The organism is Vibrio spartinae (assembly GCF_024347135.1).
Taxonomy (GTDB): Bacteria; Pseudomonadota; Gammaproteobacteria; order Enterobacterales; family Vibrionaceae; genus Vibrio; species Vibrio spartinae.
The window spans coordinates 1,565,382-1,582,756 of sequence record NZ_AP024907.1; the positions used below are offsets into that span (position 1 = coordinate 1,565,382).

Genomic DNA, 17,375 nt, shown 5'->3' on the forward strand with positions numbered 1-17,375 from the left:
TATGCGTCTTTACTTACTTCCTTATGCCGGTGGTTCGGCGAAATCTTATCAGGTATTACAACCATTCTTTGCTCCGACAATTGATGTTGTCCCGCTGGATGTCCCGGATCGGGGCCGAATGTATGCTGACCTACCCGAGCTGTTGAGCCTTCGGGAAATGGCTCACCGGATTGCTGTTCATATCGGCAATGAGACAGAACCTTACGCGATTTTTGGTCATTCAATGGGCGCGCTGCTTGCGTTTGAAGTTGTGCGGGCGTTGACCTCGATGCATGGCTGTTTACCTCTGCTCCTAATGGTTTCCGGACATCAGGCGCCACATTTGGAGCGGACATGTCCTTCATTACATGATTCGCCTCAAGATGAATTTGATCGTCGCTTATCATTACTTTCTGCCACACCCCAGGAAATTCTGGATCATGGAGAGATGATGGATTTGCTTCGTCCGAGGATCCGTAGGGATTTTCAGGCTTGCGAGACCTATCGCTATACAGAAGGTAGGGCGTTACCCGTTCCTCTGGCTTGCTTGGGAGGAGACGATGATCCCACTGTTAGCATCGATGAACTGCACGCTTGGTCGATGCATAGCAGTGACTATCTTGGGAGTTTTCTGTTTCCGGGCGGGCATTTTTATTTTCTGGATAACTTGCCGGAAGTCGCGAAAGAAGTGGAGCGACTGATGTGTCTGGTTGCAATGACGGCTTGAATGCTCCGGTGGGCTTTTATTGTCTGCGCTGACCATTCTCCTGTGGGGGGAGAATCATATGAGCGACATTCATGGCTACTAAAAAAACCGCTCACAATCAGTGAACGGTATGAGGTCAATTTGTGCGATTACATATCAATCGTCGGATTCAGCAATCGCCAGCGCACGCTGACTAAGACCGGATAGCATGATTGGTACCGCCTGATAAATCTCTTCGAACTGAGCCATCGCATCCGCGCCCGCTTCATTCAATGTTACCAGTGAAGTTTCCGGGTCATAGAGCATGGTAATGGATAGCAAAACGCCGCCCAGTAAGGCACCATTTTCCGTTTCAGGCGGCATCAGTGCTTCCCAGTCATCTTTGGTCAGTTGCCAGCCTTGTAACATACCTTCACAGAAGTCCCGAGTCGCCTGATTGACAATTTCTTCATCATCCAGCAGGCATGAAGCCGGCCATTGCCATGAGCCACTGAGTAATGATTCCCGGGCCGTATTCCATTGTTGAACAACGTGTTGGCAATACATCTCAAGATGAGAGGGCTCCGCGAACGGTGCAACCTCACTCCCACCCCAAAGATAGGGGAGCCATTCTTCCGGTGAAATCAGATATGGTGTTGCAGCGAGAGCAACAATAAATCCCGTCATCTGATGTTCATTGAGCAGTTGTTCGGGTTGTTCTACCGACGCAATAATTTCAGTTAGTGTCACATTCATGCTTGATCAAATCGATTGAGTGGGTGGATCGTTATGGTATTTGAAATTAAAAGAAGTTGCGAGACATCCGATTTGTTTCTTTAAAAACGGCTTGTTTTACAGACATTTGTTTTAATTTTGTTTCTTCATTTACAAATGGTTAACTATTTATTTTTATTAGTTTTTTATGCTAGTTTTTAGTGTATTTATTGGTTTTATATTTAGTGTTTATTTAAATAAATAGTGATTAATTTTATAATTATTGTGTTTTAATGCGCACAAATAGTGTTGTTTATCTGAGTGAAACAAAATGAAAAATAGTGCGCCTTTTTGTGTTCGCCACGCAGCTGCCGATACATTTGCAATGGTGGTATTCTGCTTTGTGACAGGTATGGGCATTGAGGTGTTTATCTCGGGAATGACGCTGGAGCAGTCATTATCTTCGAGGCTGCTTTCAATTCCGGTCAATATTGCGATTGCTTGGCCATATGGGCTCTTCCGTGATTTTGTCTTGAGATCCGGACGGCGCTTTTCTCCCAGCGGATGGATGAAAAATATTTGTGACCTGTTTGCTTATGTCGCATTTCAATCACCCGTCTATGTCGGAATTTTACTGACGGTTGGTGCAACATACGATCAGATCGTCACAGCCGTGTCTATCAATGCGGTGATTTCTTGCGGTATGGGCGTTGTTTACGGTTACTTTCTCGATTGTTGCCGACGCTGGTTTCGGGTACCCGGTTATTATCACGTCTGATTTGTGTGCTGTTGCTGATTGTTCAGATAATCGACCAATCAGTTAATTAATAACCATTTGATTGTCAAAGGGCAGCTTTTACGATTTTTCTCCTTGACCTTCTTCCGAAGAATCATTAAATTAGCGCCCCGTTGAAGCAATAATTTCAACGATTCGGTGAGTTGTCCGAGTGGCTGAAGGAGCACGCCTGGAAAGTGTGTATACGGCAACGTATCGAGAGTTCGAATCTCTCACTCACCGCCACATTCAAGGCCGTAGACGTTCGTCTGCGGCCTTTTTCGTTTCTGAAATTCGTTGCTGAAATCTATACCGGAAAATCAATGTTGCAGCATGAGAATACATTGATGTGAAGTGCCTCGGGAAAAGCAGCGATACGGATTCAAACTGGTGAAAAACCATAGACTTTTGCGCAGCAGTCTCCTGTTGGTTGTTGATCTGCCGAGATCAATCAACAGGAGATACACTGCGATCCCTTCAACACATACACCAGAAATCACTACATCTCTTTTTTGTGTCCGTATACCTTTCTATAACACTTGTATCTAAACCGGATAAAAGAGATGGCATCAGGTCTGAATTATCCGCTCTGGCTGGGAGCTTTAAGGGGCAGTCCTTCCAATGATTTTTACCCCATGAACAGGAAGACTAAACCGGGATTGACCCGGTTATTGCGGCATGTCCGGTGAAAAAACAGTGTCATGATTATTTCGCAAAAATAATATGACACTAAGTTTTATTTAACTTCTTTCTTATTTAATTTGATATGTTTAGTATTGCGACGCTTACACATACTTATACAGGAAATTTGTTAAATGAAACTAAAAACTCTGTTGGCTGTTTTTTCTGCCCTGGCACTGTTGTTCGGTGTTGTCGGGCAGAGTTCCGCGGTGACTTTCTCTGGTACTTTTTATGCCAGCCAGTCATGTCCGGCTTATCAATCAAAAAACAAGAAAACCAATCCTGGTAACATCTATCTGGTTTCCGGGCAGTCTTACCAAATTCGTGAGGCGAATAAAAATGACGCCACCTGGTACCGAGTGGTGGTTGAAAATGCTAATCCGCAGTTGCGTTGGGTCTCTGTCAGTTGTGGTGAGGTAAAAGGTGATGATTCTTCTTCATCTGGCAGCTCGGGTTCTGGCAGATGTTCAACGGCGGGTCAGGAAGACAGTTATGTCTTTGCTCTCAGCTGGCAGCCAGCTTTCTGTGAAACACACACGTCAAAGCCTGAATGTAAGGTCACGGATTCCAGCGCTTATCAGGCCGGAAACTTTACCCTGCATGGTTTATGGCCGAATAAAGCTTCTTGTGGCACAAGTTACGGATTCTGTGGCAGTTATTCTCACTCGGTGAGTCCTTTTTGCAGCTATGATGCGGTTCCGATGTCATCATCGACGCTGGCATTACTGGGACAATATATGCCAAGTGCAGCCTATGGTTCTTGTTTACAACGTCATGAATGGTACAAGCACGGTACCTGCCAGACGCAAAGAAACGCGGATGAATATTTTAAAACTGCGATTCGTCTGCAAAAAGAATTTAACCAGAATGTCGCTTATTTCATGCAGGAGCATCTCGGTGAATCTGTCTCCACGCAGGACTTTTTTGATGTTGTGGATCAGGCGTTTTTCGACGGAGCGTATAAACGGTTACAGATTTCATGTAAGAACAGCAAATTAGTGGATGTCTATATTAATTTGCCGAAACAACTGGATGAAAATGCTTCCCTTGCAAGCTTAATGATGGATGCTGATCCGAAGTTTTCTAACCAATGTGGCAGCAGCTTCACTGTGGATGAAATCGGCTTTTAATCATCCGTTCTGACTGATAAAAAAGAAGGCGGTTTTCCCGCCTCCTTCTTGTGATTACATTGGTATAAAACCCGGTTCAATCCGGGTTTTATTTCTGAAAGTTATCTAAATCAATCAAATTGAAAGATAAAATCCCGCTGAACTCAATGTTGCAGCATGAGAATACATTGATGTGAAGTGCCTCGGGAAAAGCTGCGATACGGATTCAAACGGGTGAAAAACCATAGACTTTTGCGCAGCAGCTCGCCACACTGTGGGCATTGTTCACTAACCGATTCAAATCATTCAGGTATGAAGACTTCACTCGACCATCTTCCCGAACGTAAACAGCATGAACTTGCGCTGATCTCGACCATTTTGCGCGACACGCTGGAAGAATACCTCGTTGGTAAGCAGGGGAGTAAAGCCGAGTTCCGGATCCTGAAAATCATTCTGTTCGGCAGCCACGCCAAAGGCGGTTGGGTTAGCGATATTCCCAACGGCTATGTCAGTGACTACGACATTTTGGTGATCGTCAATAAACCCTCGCTGGTGGAAGAGGATCTCGTTTGGCGCAGGGCGGAAGAACAGATCGACCGCAAAGTCAAAAGCGCGCCGCTGGGGCTGATCGTCCACACGCTCAAAGAGGTCAATGAACAACTACAAAAAGGTCATTACTTTTTTACCGATATTCGTGAACAAGGTATCTTGCTTTATAACGCCAATGGGAAGGAGCTCACTGAACCGGCGAACTTAACCGAAGAAGAGCATCGAGAGATTGCGCAGGGGCATTTTGATCATTGGTTTACGAGTTCTCAGCAGTTTTTGCGTTCTTTTGAATTTTCATTTCACGAGCAAAAGTGGTTGAATCATTCTGCATTCCTACTCCATCAAGCCGCAGAGCGATTTTTCGCCTGTACGTTACTGGTGCTGACCAACTATTTACCCAAAACCCACAATATCGAGAAGCTGAAAAAATTCTGCGCCGACCAAGATCTTGCTTTCGCTGATATCTTCCCGATGGATGATAAATTCCACCGCCGCAGCTTCCGCCGGCTACAACGCGCCTACATCGATGCCCGTTACTCGATGCATTACGAAATCACCGAAGAAGAACTGGTGTATCTGCAAGAGGAAGTGGAGAAGCTGAAAGGGCTGGTGGAGCAGGTTTGTCTGACGCGGCTTACGGTTTAGGCTGTTTGAGGAAGGAGGAGAATGGACCGATCACTTTGTGGTTTCAAAGACCATAAGACTTTTGGCATCCTTTATCTATATTGCATAATTGATCGCATCGATCTTTCTATGTCTGAGGATTATGCCAATCCATGATTATGCGATATCTTGATTAATCACAAATAATCATCCGTTGTTTAATCCCGGGAATACATGATGAGTCCATTCGAACACTCTGGCGCCTTACGTGAAGCCAATCGTCTCATTGAGCAAGCTTTAGCCACCGGCCAGAATCATCTCGATTTAAGCCAATTAAATCTCAGGCAACTCCCCCCACAGCTTGAAAAGCTCTCGCAGCAGTTAACCTCGTTGAATGTGAGTACAGAAGCCTGAGCAGTTTGTCTGGGATAGAAAATCTGACGTCAATTAATGTCGTTGGATATGAGTTGGTGTTTGTTAAACTATAAGTGCACTCACCGCATTCATCGTTTGTCAGTCCGAGTAGGTACATCTATACGCCTTTAAAATAGTCGTATCTTGCATCGTAAGTGGCTGACAAAAATGAGTGAAGCAGAAAGACTGAAGGTAGTATTTAATAAATTAAGGACAAGTGGTACGCAGCAAGACTGGATTCGCAACGAGTGTCTTGCCAACGACGACAAATATACCAAAACAGACTACACGAAAGAGTTCGTGTTGTTTGAAGCTGAGGATGATGAGATTGAGATCATCATGCTCGAAGGTTTGTCTCTCAACCATGTGTCCTTGTACCAGATTTTTATCCGAGACCTAGATACTAAAAAAGTCCGGTTTCCTTTTAATACTGGTGATTCGGAGTTAAAAGACAGCCTCTCACCCGAAACCTATACCGATTATAAATTTACTAAACTCAACAAGATTTCTTCTCTGAATGGGGAGACGATAAAACCATGTAAAGAGTTTAAAGAGAAGTACGCTTACAATCTGACTAAAATGCAGCGCTGGGGTACGGCATCGAGAAGCTGCCTCGTTGCAATCCCCGATAGTGCAATGCTGCCAAAAACCGATAGTTGTCAGAGTCAAAAAAGAAAATCCGACGACTCTTTGTGGGTGCCACTAAAGGAATTGGAGCAAGGGGAAAAGGCTCAGGATAAACGTTTTTTCGAAGCTATGAAGTTTGAGAAAGAAAACCATGTAATTATCGATTCGGGGAAATGTAAGCTTTATTCATTGAAAACCGGGGTGACTTATGTTGGCAACTGTTCGCAAAAAGTGCACGGTAAGAACCTGCTAGAAGCCAATTCGACCTTTGCCATGAGCCGCTCTCAGGCGATAGCTAGTGCTACAAAAAACCGAGATGCGATAGATGAAACCTTCGTTATTCAAAAGGAGTTGCTGACGATTACCTCAAAGATTAATCTCGGTGGTTCTGCCCGAGATGGATTTCAGGTCCGGGATCTATCGGATATGGACCTCACCAAGGAGAATTACCTGCCGGGACACGCGATTCCCTATAGTGCCAAATCGTTTTGCTTAGCCGATAATTCACCCGATAGCGATCTGAGCTTTTGGCAACACAATTTCGCCTATCCGTGTGGTAGGGCCAAGGCCCGGTTGTTTCTCGAATTCGGTTTGATGCAGACTTCGGTCAACGCGCAAAATTATCTGGTTGCCTTTAATAAGCCGGAACGGGGACTGGGCAGTGGATTTCGCTCTAAGATTGAAATTACTCGATTTATTCTGAGGGATATCGGCGATTCGTTTTGGCACAATAAGTATGTAGAGGCAATACTGGGCGAGGAAAGCGGCTGTTATCCGCAATTTAAAGACGAAGAGAATGACAATAAACTTGGGCATACCTTGGTGTATTCTTCTTCCGAAATTTTCCCGGCGCCTTTAATGCTCAGGTTTGGTTCTGCGGTAGTGATTAATGGTCACGGCTTTGGCAGATGTTTAGAAAAACGGCGGGGTTGGAGTAAGTCTCATGTATTGGAGCTGGGTCAGACAATCATCGATGGTTTTGTCAGTTATGTGCGGGAAGTCGGTTTGCTCGATCAGATACTAGAAAATAATGGTAGTGGCTTTAAATCGAAGAAAACCAAGGAGCATAGCATAGAAGATATTCTGAACACGGGGCGCTTGTTTCAGTACGCCGGTAGCGGGACCGATTACACCAATACGAATGTTGAGGAGTATAGTAAAAATGAAGATTGGGCCTCACTTGAAGCCTTTCAAACCGTGCGTAAGGTCATCCATCTAAACAAGCACAAAATCAAAACGGACGATGATATTGTCAAAGCCCTTACTGCTGAAGAGGTATGCATCTGTTTTGCTTTGGAAAACAGTCTGTTCGGTTCTACGAAAAAACACGCAATGTTAAAACGTTATCTCGACAAAAAAGTCAGGTTACCCGACGTTGTCAATTATCCGAAGGATTGATTTGATATTCGCTGTTAGGTAGAAGTTACGGAAATAGAGGAGCACCATTCATTCTAAATTCTAGCTCACTGGGAAGAGATGTTAAGGGACACATCTTGGAGAATAACAGGGACACACATTTCTGGGGAAAGTAGAGAGACATTAAAAGCACTGCTGGTGGAATAGCTTTGTTACAGAATGATCCAGTAACCTGAATTATTCGAGTATTCAAGTGAGATTTACCTACATTACCCATCTATTCTTTGCATTTTCCGTGAATGAAATGAATGTTCAGATATGCATCATTTGTTATATTTGTTCATCATAAAGATGGATGACAATAAGGACATTGAATGCGTTTTATCGAGAATGGCCCCTCAATCCCGGATGAGTTGCTGACAGCGAGAGATCAAGGACGGGTTGTTTTCTTCTGTGGGGCTGGTGTTTCCAGAGCGAAAGCTGATTTAGTCGATTTCTTTGGGTTGGTTAATAAAGTTACGTCACAGCTTGGGGTTCAGTCAGACAGTGATGTCATGAAATTACTCCAAGTATCCGATCAGACAAAAGCTAGTACTGGCATTGAAGGAATTGTCTCAGCGGATCGTCTTTTTGGTTTACTGGAACGTGAATTTTCATCCAGGGAGATTTATCGGGAAGTTGCCAACGCTCTTGTTCCAAAGTCAGATGTTGATTTGAGCGCCCATCGAACGATGCTCAGATTGGCACGAACCCGAGAAAATGCCATCCGTCTTGTGACAACGAACTTTGATCGTCTGTTTGAGTTAGCCAATGTCAACCTGCCAACTTTTATCCCGCCCAAGCTACCCGATTTATCTCATCCGGATGAGTTTCACGGGGCAGTTTATCTTCACGGCAGAATTAATGATGAAGGAAGTGATGCCGATGGTGGCAGCTTTGTACTTTCCAGCTCAGAATTCGGAGAAGCATATTTGTCGCGTGGTTGGGCAACCTCTTTTGTGAAAGAGATTCTGAAGAAATATATTGTGGTTTTCGTCGGCTATTCGGCAGATGACCCACCGGTACAATATTTACTTGAAGCTTTGAGTAAGGACTCAGATCATTTCAATGATATTTATGCGTTTCAGATTGGGAATGCAAGTGAAGCGAATGTAAAGTGGCAGCATAAGGGGGTGAAAGCCATTGCATTTGATCAGTATGATGCGCTTTGGAACACTCTCGAAGCATGGGCAGAGCGAGCCGATGACCCTGATGAATGGGTGCGTAAAGTCCTTGAAAAAGCGCAATCTAGGCCTGAATTGCTAAAACCTCATGAGCGGGGGCAAATTGCGTATCTTGTCTCGACTGCAGAGGGAGCGCGAGCGTTTGCAAAGGCTGATAATTTACCACCAGCAGCTTGGTTAAATGTGTTTGACTCGAAACTGCGTTATGAAAAACCGAAGCACTCCTATTTTGAAGAGCCTCAAGAGATTGTTGATCCTTTTGATTTATACGCTTTAGATTCTGATTTTGCACCGCAACAAATTAGATCTGAAGATATCTACGCTGATCGTGAAATCCCCGAGGATGCTTGGGACGCTTTTGATCTTAATTCGTCAGATATTATTTCAGTAAACGAGCAAAGAATGCTTTGGTTTCGTAAGAATAATGAACTTTCAACGCTCCCTAATCGATTGGAACAAATCGCATTATGGATCAGCCGGGTAGCCGATCAACCTGAAGCAATATGGTGGTCATTGAAGCAACCTTATCTGCATCCTTGGGTGAAACAATTGATTCTGTCAAAAATAAATCATTATCCAAACTCGGCTGTATGTGATGCATGGGGATATTTGTTTGATTCGTTTGACAATAAAAAAGATTTCAATGTTTTTAGATTCTTACGAAAAGTAACCGCCAGAGGGTGGAGTCATCAGTTATTACGTGAATTTGCCGCTGAAATTAAACCTTATCTTACAGTTTCTGAACCATTTAGCCGTAATAAAAATACAGACTTAGAAAATATTCGAATCAGCGACTTTATTTCCTTACGGGTTCAGTATCCATCATTATCCAGAGAGATAACAGTTCCGGATGAATGGTTAGCTCGAGTGGTCGTAGTGCTCCGTCGTAATATAGAATTTGCGGTTGAACTATCTGAAATTGGTAGATTTGGCTGGCGAGATGATTTTTCAATTCACTCTGGAAATAATGCATTCCGAGGACAGAATCGTTTATCAACATGGGTTCAGTTCTTGATTGTTCAATTTGAAAAACTATGTCTATTTGATCCAGTGGCCGCACAAGCTGAATTTTCTAAATGGCCTCATGATGATGTGGAAGTATTTGCCAAGCTCAGAATGTGGGCTATTGGAAAAACAGGCTTAATTCCCAACAAACAATTTACTTATGTATTTGAGAGTATTCCTGAAGAGGCACTGTGGAACCCTCGTCATAGCAGCGACCTGCTTCCGGCGCTTAAAGCACGATGGGACGATTTAAATATAGAAAACCAGCTTATGGTTGAAAGGAAATTTATTGAAGGTCCCCCTCGATGGGAAGATGAGAGTGACGAAGCGTATCAGAATAGAAGGACTCGACGAGTCCTCAATAGATTAATCTGGCTTCAACAACAAGGTTGTACTCTCCAGACGGATACGTCAGAGCTTGAACAGCTGAGAAGCCATATCCCTGAGTGGCAACCTGAGCATGCACAGGATGAAATGAAAGCAAATAGTTCCGGGGTTTATCGTGTTCGTACAAAAGATGATTATTCAGTATTAAATGGTGTACCACTGAATCAAATCCTTATTCGTGCAAATGAAGAGTCTGGCAGAAGTGAAGATCGCCGAACTCAGTTTGATCCATTTCTCGGTTTATCAAAAGAGTGCCCCGTCAGAGCTTTTTCAGCATTAAGATGTGCTGTTAAACAGGGTGAAATCCCTGAATGGGCATGGCGAACGTTTCTTCAACCCCATATCCGTAAAGAGGATAAACCACGATTAACAGTTTTGATTGCTGCTCAAATACTTCGTTTGCCTTGTGAGCAGGCCGCAAAAATTATTGTGCCGATTTGCTATTGGATAAATGAAACATGTTCTGTAATTGCTGAACATGACCAAGCACTTTTTTATCAATTAATCTCTAAATCAATCAAAACATTGTCTCATCCAGTTATTCAAGTTCATTTTTCAATCGTCCGGGGAGACAGAGAGCCTGACTGGTTATTTGAATCCATTAATTCTTCTGTAGGCCAACTTACCTTGTCATTCTTTGAAGAGCCCCAAATCAATTGGATAAAGTCAGATAATGAGTCTTCTAGTTGGCTGGTATTGTTAGAAAATCTATTGATATTGCCCGGAGAGTCACATCGATATGTCATTGCTGTGATGACACGAAATTTGAGTTGGTTCTATGGTATTAATGCTCACTGGACACAGAAATATCTACTTTCAATTCTTGATGGAAGTGATTTGGCAGACAAAGAAGCATTCTGGTCTGGTGTTTTGTCAGGAGAGACTATCCTAGGGGAAGATATATTCTTTATTCTCAAACCTTATTTAATTGAAATGGCCCATTCAGATAATGCAGAAAAGCGGAGATTCTTAAACTCGATCGTAAGTTTGCTGTCTTCAGCCTGGAGTATTATTGATGAAGAAACATCCGAAAAATGGGTTTCAGACCAAGAACTCCGCGATCTCTTGATTTCTGCTGATGATAAGTTTCGTTGTCAGGTATTATGGAATATACGTAATTTTGATGAACAGATATGGTTTTTACATTTTAAAGAGTTAATTTCTTCTGTCTGGCCGCGTCAATTAGTAGCTAAAACGCCAGCAGTTTCACATACGTTTGTCGAAATAGCTTTGGATGCCGAATCTCATTTTATTGATGTCGTAGTGTCGATCTTACCTTTTTTAACCCGGTTAGAGCGCGCCGGAGATTTGTATATTCATCATGATGATTTTCTCAAGCGGCACCCAAAAGAAGCGGTTCTTCTTTTTCATACGGTTTTACCGGACGATGCCTACTTATGGCCTTATGCGTTTGGTGAATGGCTCGAAACCATAAAAGCATCTTATGCGGAAGCTGATGATGAGCAGTTGATTGAGCTGAGCCGGAAGTGGGATGCGAGATAATTTTTCATTCGGTGGCTTTTTTTGGGGGCAGACAATCAAGGTCGTGTTGTAACGAGCCTGATATGAAATCCGTCATTCCCTCTGGGGGATCATTTCAAGCCTTTCTCGAACGGCTTTGTACCGGGCATCTGGTATTGCTCACAGATGTTCCGTCTATCCCTTTACTGACTCAAGATCGGGATGAATTGGAGAATCAATATTGGCGGGGATGTACCTCAGCTTGATGAAGCTTTAGATGACAGACATGATATCGTCGGTTGTGGTGGTAACGTGAATATGATTTTTGATCGTGATTATCGATTAAAAACGTTGATTTCTTATTACCTAATAGTCCTCTTTATGTTCGCTATATTGAAACTGAACTCAGTTTTTTCAGTCAATCATCTGTTGACCAATGAGGTTGCAAGGCTGATGCATCAGCAAGAGTGACAATGACGGCTTAGGGAATGTAATTTAGAGCCGTTTTGTGTTGTAGCGGCTCTGTTTAAAATACTATTCTCTAATCTTATTTTCTTCGAATGCACTGATGAGTTGATACAATTAAAACAGTCAGTGGCAGTCCAAGCCCGGGCTGAGATGTTCCTTCAGAAAAATACCTTTCCTCTTTGCCTGATTGGGGTGATCTTCATTTTCATCAGGATTCATATAACCGTTTGGTTATAATAGCCTCGGTTCTGTTTCTGTTCATATGTGTATTGATGTATATTTGGCTTTTTTATATGAACGAGAAATTGTAGTGACCCCCGAACGTTTTAAAGCGTATGAAAAAACTTTCAAGAGAAAAGCGACAAAGGTATCGGCTAGACCGCATGTCATTTACTGGACGCCGGAGCCTGAAACATCCGAAAACGACGATACCCGGTCAGAAGAGAAAACCCCGCTGACTCTGAAAGAACGTCATCAGAAGCAGATACAGGAAAATATCCGAGCCAACGACAAGGCATTTGAAGCGGTTCAGGCACGAAAGGCGGCGGTCAAAGTCGATCCGAACAATATGTACTGGCCGGCATACAACCCGCTGGCCGAGGACGGAGAAAAGGAAATCCGGGTAGAGTACATCGAGAAGATCACCAGTATTGCGGTGCTGTCTATCGAGGAAGCCAGAGAGTTTTATCAGTCCCTGGGAGGAAAAGATACGCTCGAAGATTTCAAGAACTACGGCGACCTGAGCAAGGGAAGCGCGGAGGCTTACGCAACGGCCAAGGGCTTAGGTGGCCTTGGTGTGAAGTCCTATACCAAGACGATTCATGGGAAAGACTGGATTATTATCAAGGACTTTCGGAAGTATCAGCAGACCCTGATGAAAGGAAATAAGTGGGGAGCCAATCACCCGAGAGTAATCAAGATGGGGCTTGGTATGAACAACCTGAAGGGAGCTGTACGCTATGTGAAGTTCAATGCCGGGATTGAGATAGCCTTTGCTATCGGGATTAATGCAGCAGATTACATCATGAGGGATGATGAGACTCTGAGCGAATTTGTAGGGAATTCAGCCGGAGATATGGTAAAAGGGATTGTCTCTTTGATTGGAGCTGCCGTAATAACTACTGTTATATTGCCCGCAACGGCTAGTGTTCTATTCTCTGGTGCTGTGTTTGCTGTCGCTTCCTTTGTCATCGGTAAAGGTGTTGATTATGTTGATGATATTGGAGGATACACCGATGATTTTACAAACGCTGTGAAGGAATTATTTTAGTGATTATTTTTAGAATCGTCCTTACTTTTCTATTCATGTGTCTTGGTGGCTTTTTTAGCTTGGATATTATGGGGAAGCTACTTATAACCACAGATGTTGTAAAAGTTGACGGTATTCTCAATATATGGGGAAGCTATGGTTCATTCTTGGTTGGCTTCTATCTTCTACTTTATTGGTGTGATCAAGTCATTAGTCTTCCTTTTTCTATTGGAGATTTTAACCGAATAGGGGTCATTCTTCTTCTTGTCGTTTCTCCATTACTTACTATAGTGACATATGCAAAGCTTCATGCAGATATATCCGACTATGTTGAGTGTACAGATCTCCGTAAAATTTCAAGTCGTTATTCAAGCCATACCTATGCAGTTTCAGAAGAGCTGTGCCAGCAAGCGCTTGAAGAGAAAGCAAAGCGCCGTCGTTGATTATGTGATTTTTATCACAAAACCATAGCTCCGAAACAGATGTATGCCGAACTGTATGCTTTAGAAATAACGACTTAATTATTTTTATTAAAATCATATTATTACATTAATAAGTCGGATTCCTCACTCGATCTATACCGTAAAATCAATGTTGCAGCATGAGAATACATTGATGTGAAGTGCCTCGGGAAAAGGCCGCGACATGGATTCAAACTGGTGAAAAACCATAGACTTTTGCGCAGCAGCTCGCCACACTGTGGGCATTGTTCACTAACTGATTCAAATTATTCAGGTATGAAGACTTCATTCGACCATCTTCCCGAACGTAAACAGCATGAACTTGCGCTGATCTCGGCCATTTTGCGCGATACGCTGGAAGAATACCTCGTTGGTAAGCAGGGGAGTAAAGCCGAGTTCAGGATCCTGAAAATCATTCTGTTCGGCAGTCACGCCAAAGGCGGTTGGGTGCGGGATATTCCCAACGGCTATGTCAGTGACTACGACATTCTGGTGATCGTCAACAAACCCTCGTTGGTGGAAGAGGATCTCGTCTGGCGCAGGGCGGAAGAGCAGATCGACCGCAAAGTCAAAAGCGCACCGCTGGGTCTGATCGTACATACTTTGGAAGAAGTGAATGAACAGCTCAGACAAGGTCACTACTTCTTCAAAGATATTCGCGAAGAGGGCATCGAAATCTTTGCCGCGACGCCGAGAGAACTGGCCGAGCCGGGGGATCTGAGCGATGAAGAACGTCGTCAAATCGCCCAAGGGCACTATGATTACTGGTTTGAAAGTGCACAGCAATTTTTTCATTTCTTTGGTCAGGCTCTTTCTGATAAGAAATGGCTGAGCAACGCAGCATTTCAACTCCACCAATCCACAGAGCGGTTCTTCGCCTGTACCTTACTGGTTCTGACCAACTACTTACCCAAAACCCACAATATCGAAAAGCTGAAAAAATACTGTGCCGGGCAAGATCTTGCTTTCGCTGATATCTTCCCGATGGACGACAAATTCCACCGCCGCAGCTTCCGCCGCCTGCAACGCGCCTACATCGACGCCCGTTACTCGATGCATTACGAAATCACCGAAGAAGAACTGGTGTATCTGCAAGGGGAAGTGGAGAAGCTGAAAACGCTGGTGGAGCAGGTTTGTCTGACGCGGCTTGAGGGGTAATTCCACTTATTCAGCATGTATCGAAAATGATGATGTGTGCTCCCGTCTTTTCCGCTCTATCCCTTTATTTTCATCCGCTAGCCAGATTTTTTATAGTCGATTCCCCATTGACCGTAGGCATCACAGTGACTATTTGCTATAAATATATGCAATGAATTGATAATGTTTACACCCACATTTTGTATGCGGAAGAGCGGTAGCGTGGAAAAATGTTATGCTACACCATGAGGTATGAAAGCGGACTCTTTACACCACCCAATAAAGATACGTTTTAATAGTTTTTCGCGCGTAGTGACGAGCCAGCATAAACTCTTCTAAACTAGTGAGAAACAGGGATTTCATTAACAACTCTAGCACTGTTTTTATATACAGTTTCCATCAAATCACAACGTGGATAAATTAGATAGAACGAGTCAGCATTTTGCGATAGATGTTGAAAAAGAACCGACTTTTTACTACTTGGTGGTGAGTTGTGAGATTTTCAGTTTAGAAAAGAATTAAGTTATACAGAAGTATTCTTATAGAGTGGTTCTGTATAAGAAATGTTAGGTCTTTAATATGAGAATGGAAGTAGAATGATTAAAAATAATAATGTTAGCGATGAGTATTTAGTTGATCCTGAACCATTTTCTATATTTCTTGGAGTAGCAGGTTTCTTGGGATCTGTTGCTTCTCTCGCAGGTTATATAGAGTTTAAAAGAGACCAAAGAAGATTTTTTGAACAGCAAAGAGGGAAAACGCTCTTTGAAGCAAGAGACTACTTGATGTCTCTTGAAGCAGACATCATGCAAATAGAGGCATCACTAAGAAAGCTTGAGTTCATTCTTGTTGAAGGAACCTCGACTAACCAGTCATTACCGCTTTCACAGTTGAGGTTAGAGTTTGGCACTTGCAAACCCCTGTTCACATTGCATGGTTTTAGGAAGTTTGAAGAAACAATGCAAGAATTAAACAGACTTGTCGGGAAAAGTTTTGACACTACTTCACAATTGTTTCAACGGTTGTATAACCTCGATGTACGTATACCCAAAGAAGTTTATCGCAACTTGTTGGATATACAATGCAGGCTCAACAAGGTACTTCGAAATGATCTGACGTATGAAGAAGGCTTTAATGTATATTACGAGTTAATTATATTTACTCGCAGTGTTATTAGAAATGTGCGCACAGAAATATCTAGAACAATGTAGTGTAGCAATGACCTAACACATAGCTGCACGCGCGGACACATACTGCTATGCTCGTTTTGTGTCTGTCGCTGTGCTCCATTTTCACACAAAACGCTCTCCGCAGCATGTGCCGGTGAGCAAGGCGTAGGCAAATAACGGAGAAGAATATTGTTCGACGAATTGTTTTCTAATTTAGCGCCCATACTGGAAGTCACTATTAAAACCAAAGAGGGGCTCTTTGGTCTAATGATCGTTGCATTATCCATTGTAGGCACCATCTTATTCAGGAAAGCAAATGAGTGGATAAGGTTTATTATATTTTTGTTTCTCTTTGTCGGCGTTGGTTTATACGGATACGCAATAATAGATGATAAAAATTTTACCCCGCCTGACCGAGAAATAGAAAAACAAACCGAGAAAGCAAACCCCGAAAGCAAGACGCCCGTAGTAAGCAAACATTACGAAGGTTGGATATACCTTGGCACTTATAGGGATGAGAAATGGATAAAACCGCGATTTCATAACCCAAAGGGAATGCCTCAGGGAGAAATATCGGTATCACAGGAGCGGCCTCTCATGACTATGCTTCCGGAACGAAAAAGCTTTTTCAGTACTGAATACGACTATGGGGATAAGCTTGTTGATATACCACCGAATGCGAAAGTTACTGTATTGAAAACTGAATATATTGGTAGAAGTAGGGTATATGCAAAAGTTGTATATATTGCAAAAGATGCCTAACAATCACATCCAGCCGACCCAAAAACCGCTACGCGTTTTTCGGTCGACTGATGTGTGGCGTTATATTTTTTTGGAGTATTAATGGACGCTGATAAATTTACAATATTAGTGAAAGAACAAGCTAGAGATTTTTCTGTTGAATGGTCTGAAGGTGACAATGTCGGAGTATCTGCTCAAGCACAAGAATGGCTTAATAATTTATCTTCTCAACATAAAGCATTATTACGTGAAGTTTTGGAAGAGACAGTAGATATTAGTTTAATTAAGTTATTTGAAATAATGGATGGTGTGCACAGTTCGAATGCAGAACCAGTAGAGGCTTCAATTGGCAATAGCAGAATCTCAGGTAAGGGATGTTCTCAATTGCATGATTTATATGCGAGTAAAATATAACAAGCCGTTAAAGGAGACTGTTCATTATTCTGTGTCACGCCCATTTTTATAAGTCCAGATATGGAGTGATTCGGCCTTCAAAGTGGATGCTGAGCTGAGACAGTGTCAGGTTCCAGTTCTGCACCGGATGTGTCCACATACCTTCATACAACAGCTTGAGCAAGCTGG

Annotated in this window: 15 protein-coding genes, 1 tRNA gene and 1 pseudogene; 15 read left to right on the forward strand and 2 right to left on the reverse strand. The window is 43.0% G+C overall.

Annotation, left to right across the window (positions count from 1 at the left end):
* Position 1 precedes the first annotated feature (1 nt).
* Positions 2–706, forward strand: a complete 705-nt coding sequence (locus OCU60_RS06950; RefSeq protein WP_074373877.1) for a thioesterase II family protein — start codon at positions 2–4, stop codon at positions 704–706.
* Between the two features lie 135 nt (positions 707–841).
* Here OCU60_RS06950 and OCU60_RS06955 read toward each other — a convergent pair whose 3' ends face one another.
* Positions 842–1,420, reverse strand: a complete 579-nt coding sequence (locus tag OCU60_RS06955; RefSeq protein WP_182288454.1) for a UPF0149 family protein — start codon at positions 1,418–1,420, stop codon at positions 842–844.
* Positions 1,421–1,709: 289 nt separating this feature from the next.
* On the opposite strand from OCU60_RS06955, the gene OCU60_RS06960 reads away from it, so the two are divergent.
* The 14 genes from OCU60_RS06960 to OCU60_RS07025 all read left to right on the forward strand — a co-directional run bounded on the left by OCU60_RS06960 (position 1,710) and on the right by OCU60_RS07025 (position 17,207).
* Entirely contained in the window at positions 1,710–2,156 is a 447-nt protein-coding gene (locus tag OCU60_RS06960) for an L-alanine exporter AlaE (RefSeq protein ID WP_074373878.1), read from the forward strand.
* A 155-nt stretch (positions 2,157–2,311) separates the two neighbouring features.
* Positions 2,312–2,399, forward strand: a tRNA-Ser gene (locus OCU60_RS06965).
* Positions 2,400–2,968: 569 nt separating this feature from the next.
* Positions 2,969–3,964 (forward strand): ribonuclease T2 family protein, encoded by a 996-nt coding sequence (locus tag OCU60_RS06970; protein WP_074373879.1) that lies wholly within the window; start codon positions 2,969–2,971, stop codon positions 3,962–3,964.
* A gap of 291 nt (positions 3,965–4,255) precedes the next feature.
* Positions 4,256–5,137, forward strand: coding sequence for a HEPN domain-containing protein (locus OCU60_RS06975; protein ID WP_074373880.1), 882 nt, complete (start codon positions 4,256–4,258; stop codon positions 5,135–5,137).
* A gap of 192 nt (positions 5,138–5,329) precedes the next feature.
* Positions 5,330–5,509, forward strand: coding sequence for a hypothetical protein (locus tag OCU60_RS06980; RefSeq protein ID WP_139302131.1), 180 nt, complete (start codon positions 5,330–5,332; stop codon positions 5,507–5,509).
* 168 nt (positions 5,510–5,677) lie between these two features.
* Entirely contained in the window at positions 5,678–7,534 is a 1,857-nt protein-coding gene (locus OCU60_RS06985) for a hypothetical protein (protein ID WP_074373881.1), read from the forward strand.
* 332 nt (positions 7,535–7,866) lie between these two features.
* A complete protein-coding gene (locus tag OCU60_RS06990) occupies positions 7,867–11,610 on the forward strand; it encodes an SIR2 family NAD-dependent protein deacylase (RefSeq protein ID WP_074373882.1) in 3,744 nt (1,247 codons plus the stop codon).
* 180 nt (positions 11,611–11,790) lie between these two features.
* Positions 11,791–12,039: a hypothetical protein gene (locus OCU60_RS06995; protein WP_074373883.1), complete on the forward strand. Its 249-nt coding sequence runs from the start codon at positions 11,791–11,793 to the stop codon at positions 12,037–12,039.
* A gap of 277 nt (positions 12,040–12,316) precedes the next feature.
* Positions 12,317–13,306, forward strand: a complete 990-nt coding sequence (locus OCU60_RS07000; RefSeq protein WP_235862199.1) for a hypothetical protein — start codon at positions 12,317–12,319, stop codon at positions 13,304–13,306.
* Positions 13,306–13,728, forward strand: coding sequence for a hypothetical protein (locus OCU60_RS07005; protein WP_074373884.1), 423 nt, complete (start codon positions 13,306–13,308; stop codon positions 13,726–13,728). Before OCU60_RS07000 ends, OCU60_RS07005 begins: the two co-directional genes overlap by 1 nt.
* A gap of 294 nt (positions 13,729–14,022) precedes the next feature.
* Positions 14,023–14,904, forward strand: a complete 882-nt coding sequence (locus tag OCU60_RS07010) for a HEPN domain-containing protein (protein WP_074373885.1) — start codon at positions 14,023–14,025, stop codon at positions 14,902–14,904.
* Between the two features lie 575 nt (positions 14,905–15,479).
* Positions 15,480–16,094 carry a hypothetical protein gene (locus OCU60_RS07015; protein ID WP_074373886.1) on the forward strand — a complete coding sequence of 205 codons (615 nt, stop codon included), beginning with the start codon at positions 15,480–15,482 and terminating at the stop codon, positions 16,092–16,094.
* Between the two features lie 147 nt (positions 16,095–16,241).
* The gene (locus OCU60_RS07020; RefSeq protein ID WP_074373887.1) at positions 16,242–16,814 is read left to right on the forward strand and encodes a hypothetical protein; all 573 of its coding nucleotides are present in this window, start codon (positions 16,242–16,244) and stop codon (positions 16,812–16,814) included.
* A gap of 81 nt (positions 16,815–16,895) precedes the next feature.
* Positions 16,896–17,207 (forward strand): hypothetical protein, encoded by a 312-nt coding sequence (locus OCU60_RS07025; RefSeq protein WP_074373888.1) that lies wholly within the window; start codon positions 16,896–16,898, stop codon positions 17,205–17,207.
* 46 nt (positions 17,208–17,253) lie between these two features.
* On the opposite strand, the pseudogene OCU60_RS07030 reads toward OCU60_RS07025, so the two are convergent.
* Positions 17,254–17,373: pseudogene (locus OCU60_RS07030) on the reverse strand (IS256 family transposase); the annotation flags it as partial.
* Between the last annotated feature and the right edge of the window lie 2 nt (positions 17,374–17,375).

Coding starts and splice junctions, on each gene's coding strand:
- OCU60_RS07010 (WP_074373885.1), top strand. CDS start 14,023: ATGAAGACTTCATTCGACCATCTTCCCGAACGTAAACAGCATGAACTT.
- OCU60_RS07025 (WP_074373888.1), top strand. CDS start 16,896: ATGGACGCTGATAAATTTACAATATTAGTGAAAGAACAAGCTAGAGAT.
- OCU60_RS06960 (WP_074373878.1), top strand. CDS start 1,710: ATGAAAAATAGTGCGCCTTTTTGTGTTCGCCACGCAGCTGCCGATACA.
- OCU60_RS06980 (WP_139302131.1), top strand. CDS start 5,330: ATGATGAGTCCATTCGAACACTCTGGCGCCTTACGTGAAGCCAATCGT.
- OCU60_RS06950 (WP_074373877.1), top strand. CDS start 2: ATGCGTCTTTACTTACTTCCTTATGCCGGTGGTTCGGCGAAATCTTAT.
- OCU60_RS06970 (WP_074373879.1), top strand. CDS start 2,969: ATGAAACTAAAAACTCTGTTGGCTGTTTTTTCTGCCCTGGCACTGTTG.
- OCU60_RS06990 (WP_074373882.1), top strand. CDS start 7,867: ATGCGTTTTATCGAGAATGGCCCCTCAATCCCGGATGAGTTGCTGACA.
- OCU60_RS06985 (WP_074373881.1), top strand. CDS start 5,678: ATGAGTGAAGCAGAAAGACTGAAGGTAGTATTTAATAAATTAAGGACA.
- OCU60_RS06995 (WP_074373883.1), top strand. CDS start 11,791: ATGAATTGGAGAATCAATATTGGCGGGGATGTACCTCAGCTTGATGAA.
- OCU60_RS07015 (WP_074373886.1), top strand. CDS start 15,480: ATGATTAAAAATAATAATGTTAGCGATGAGTATTTAGTTGATCCTGAA.
- OCU60_RS06975 (WP_074373880.1), top strand. CDS start 4,256: ATGAAGACTTCACTCGACCATCTTCCCGAACGTAAACAGCATGAACTT.
- OCU60_RS06955 (WP_182288454.1), bottom strand. CDS start 1,420: ATGAATGTGACACTAACTGAAATTATTGCGTCGGTAGAACAACCCGAA.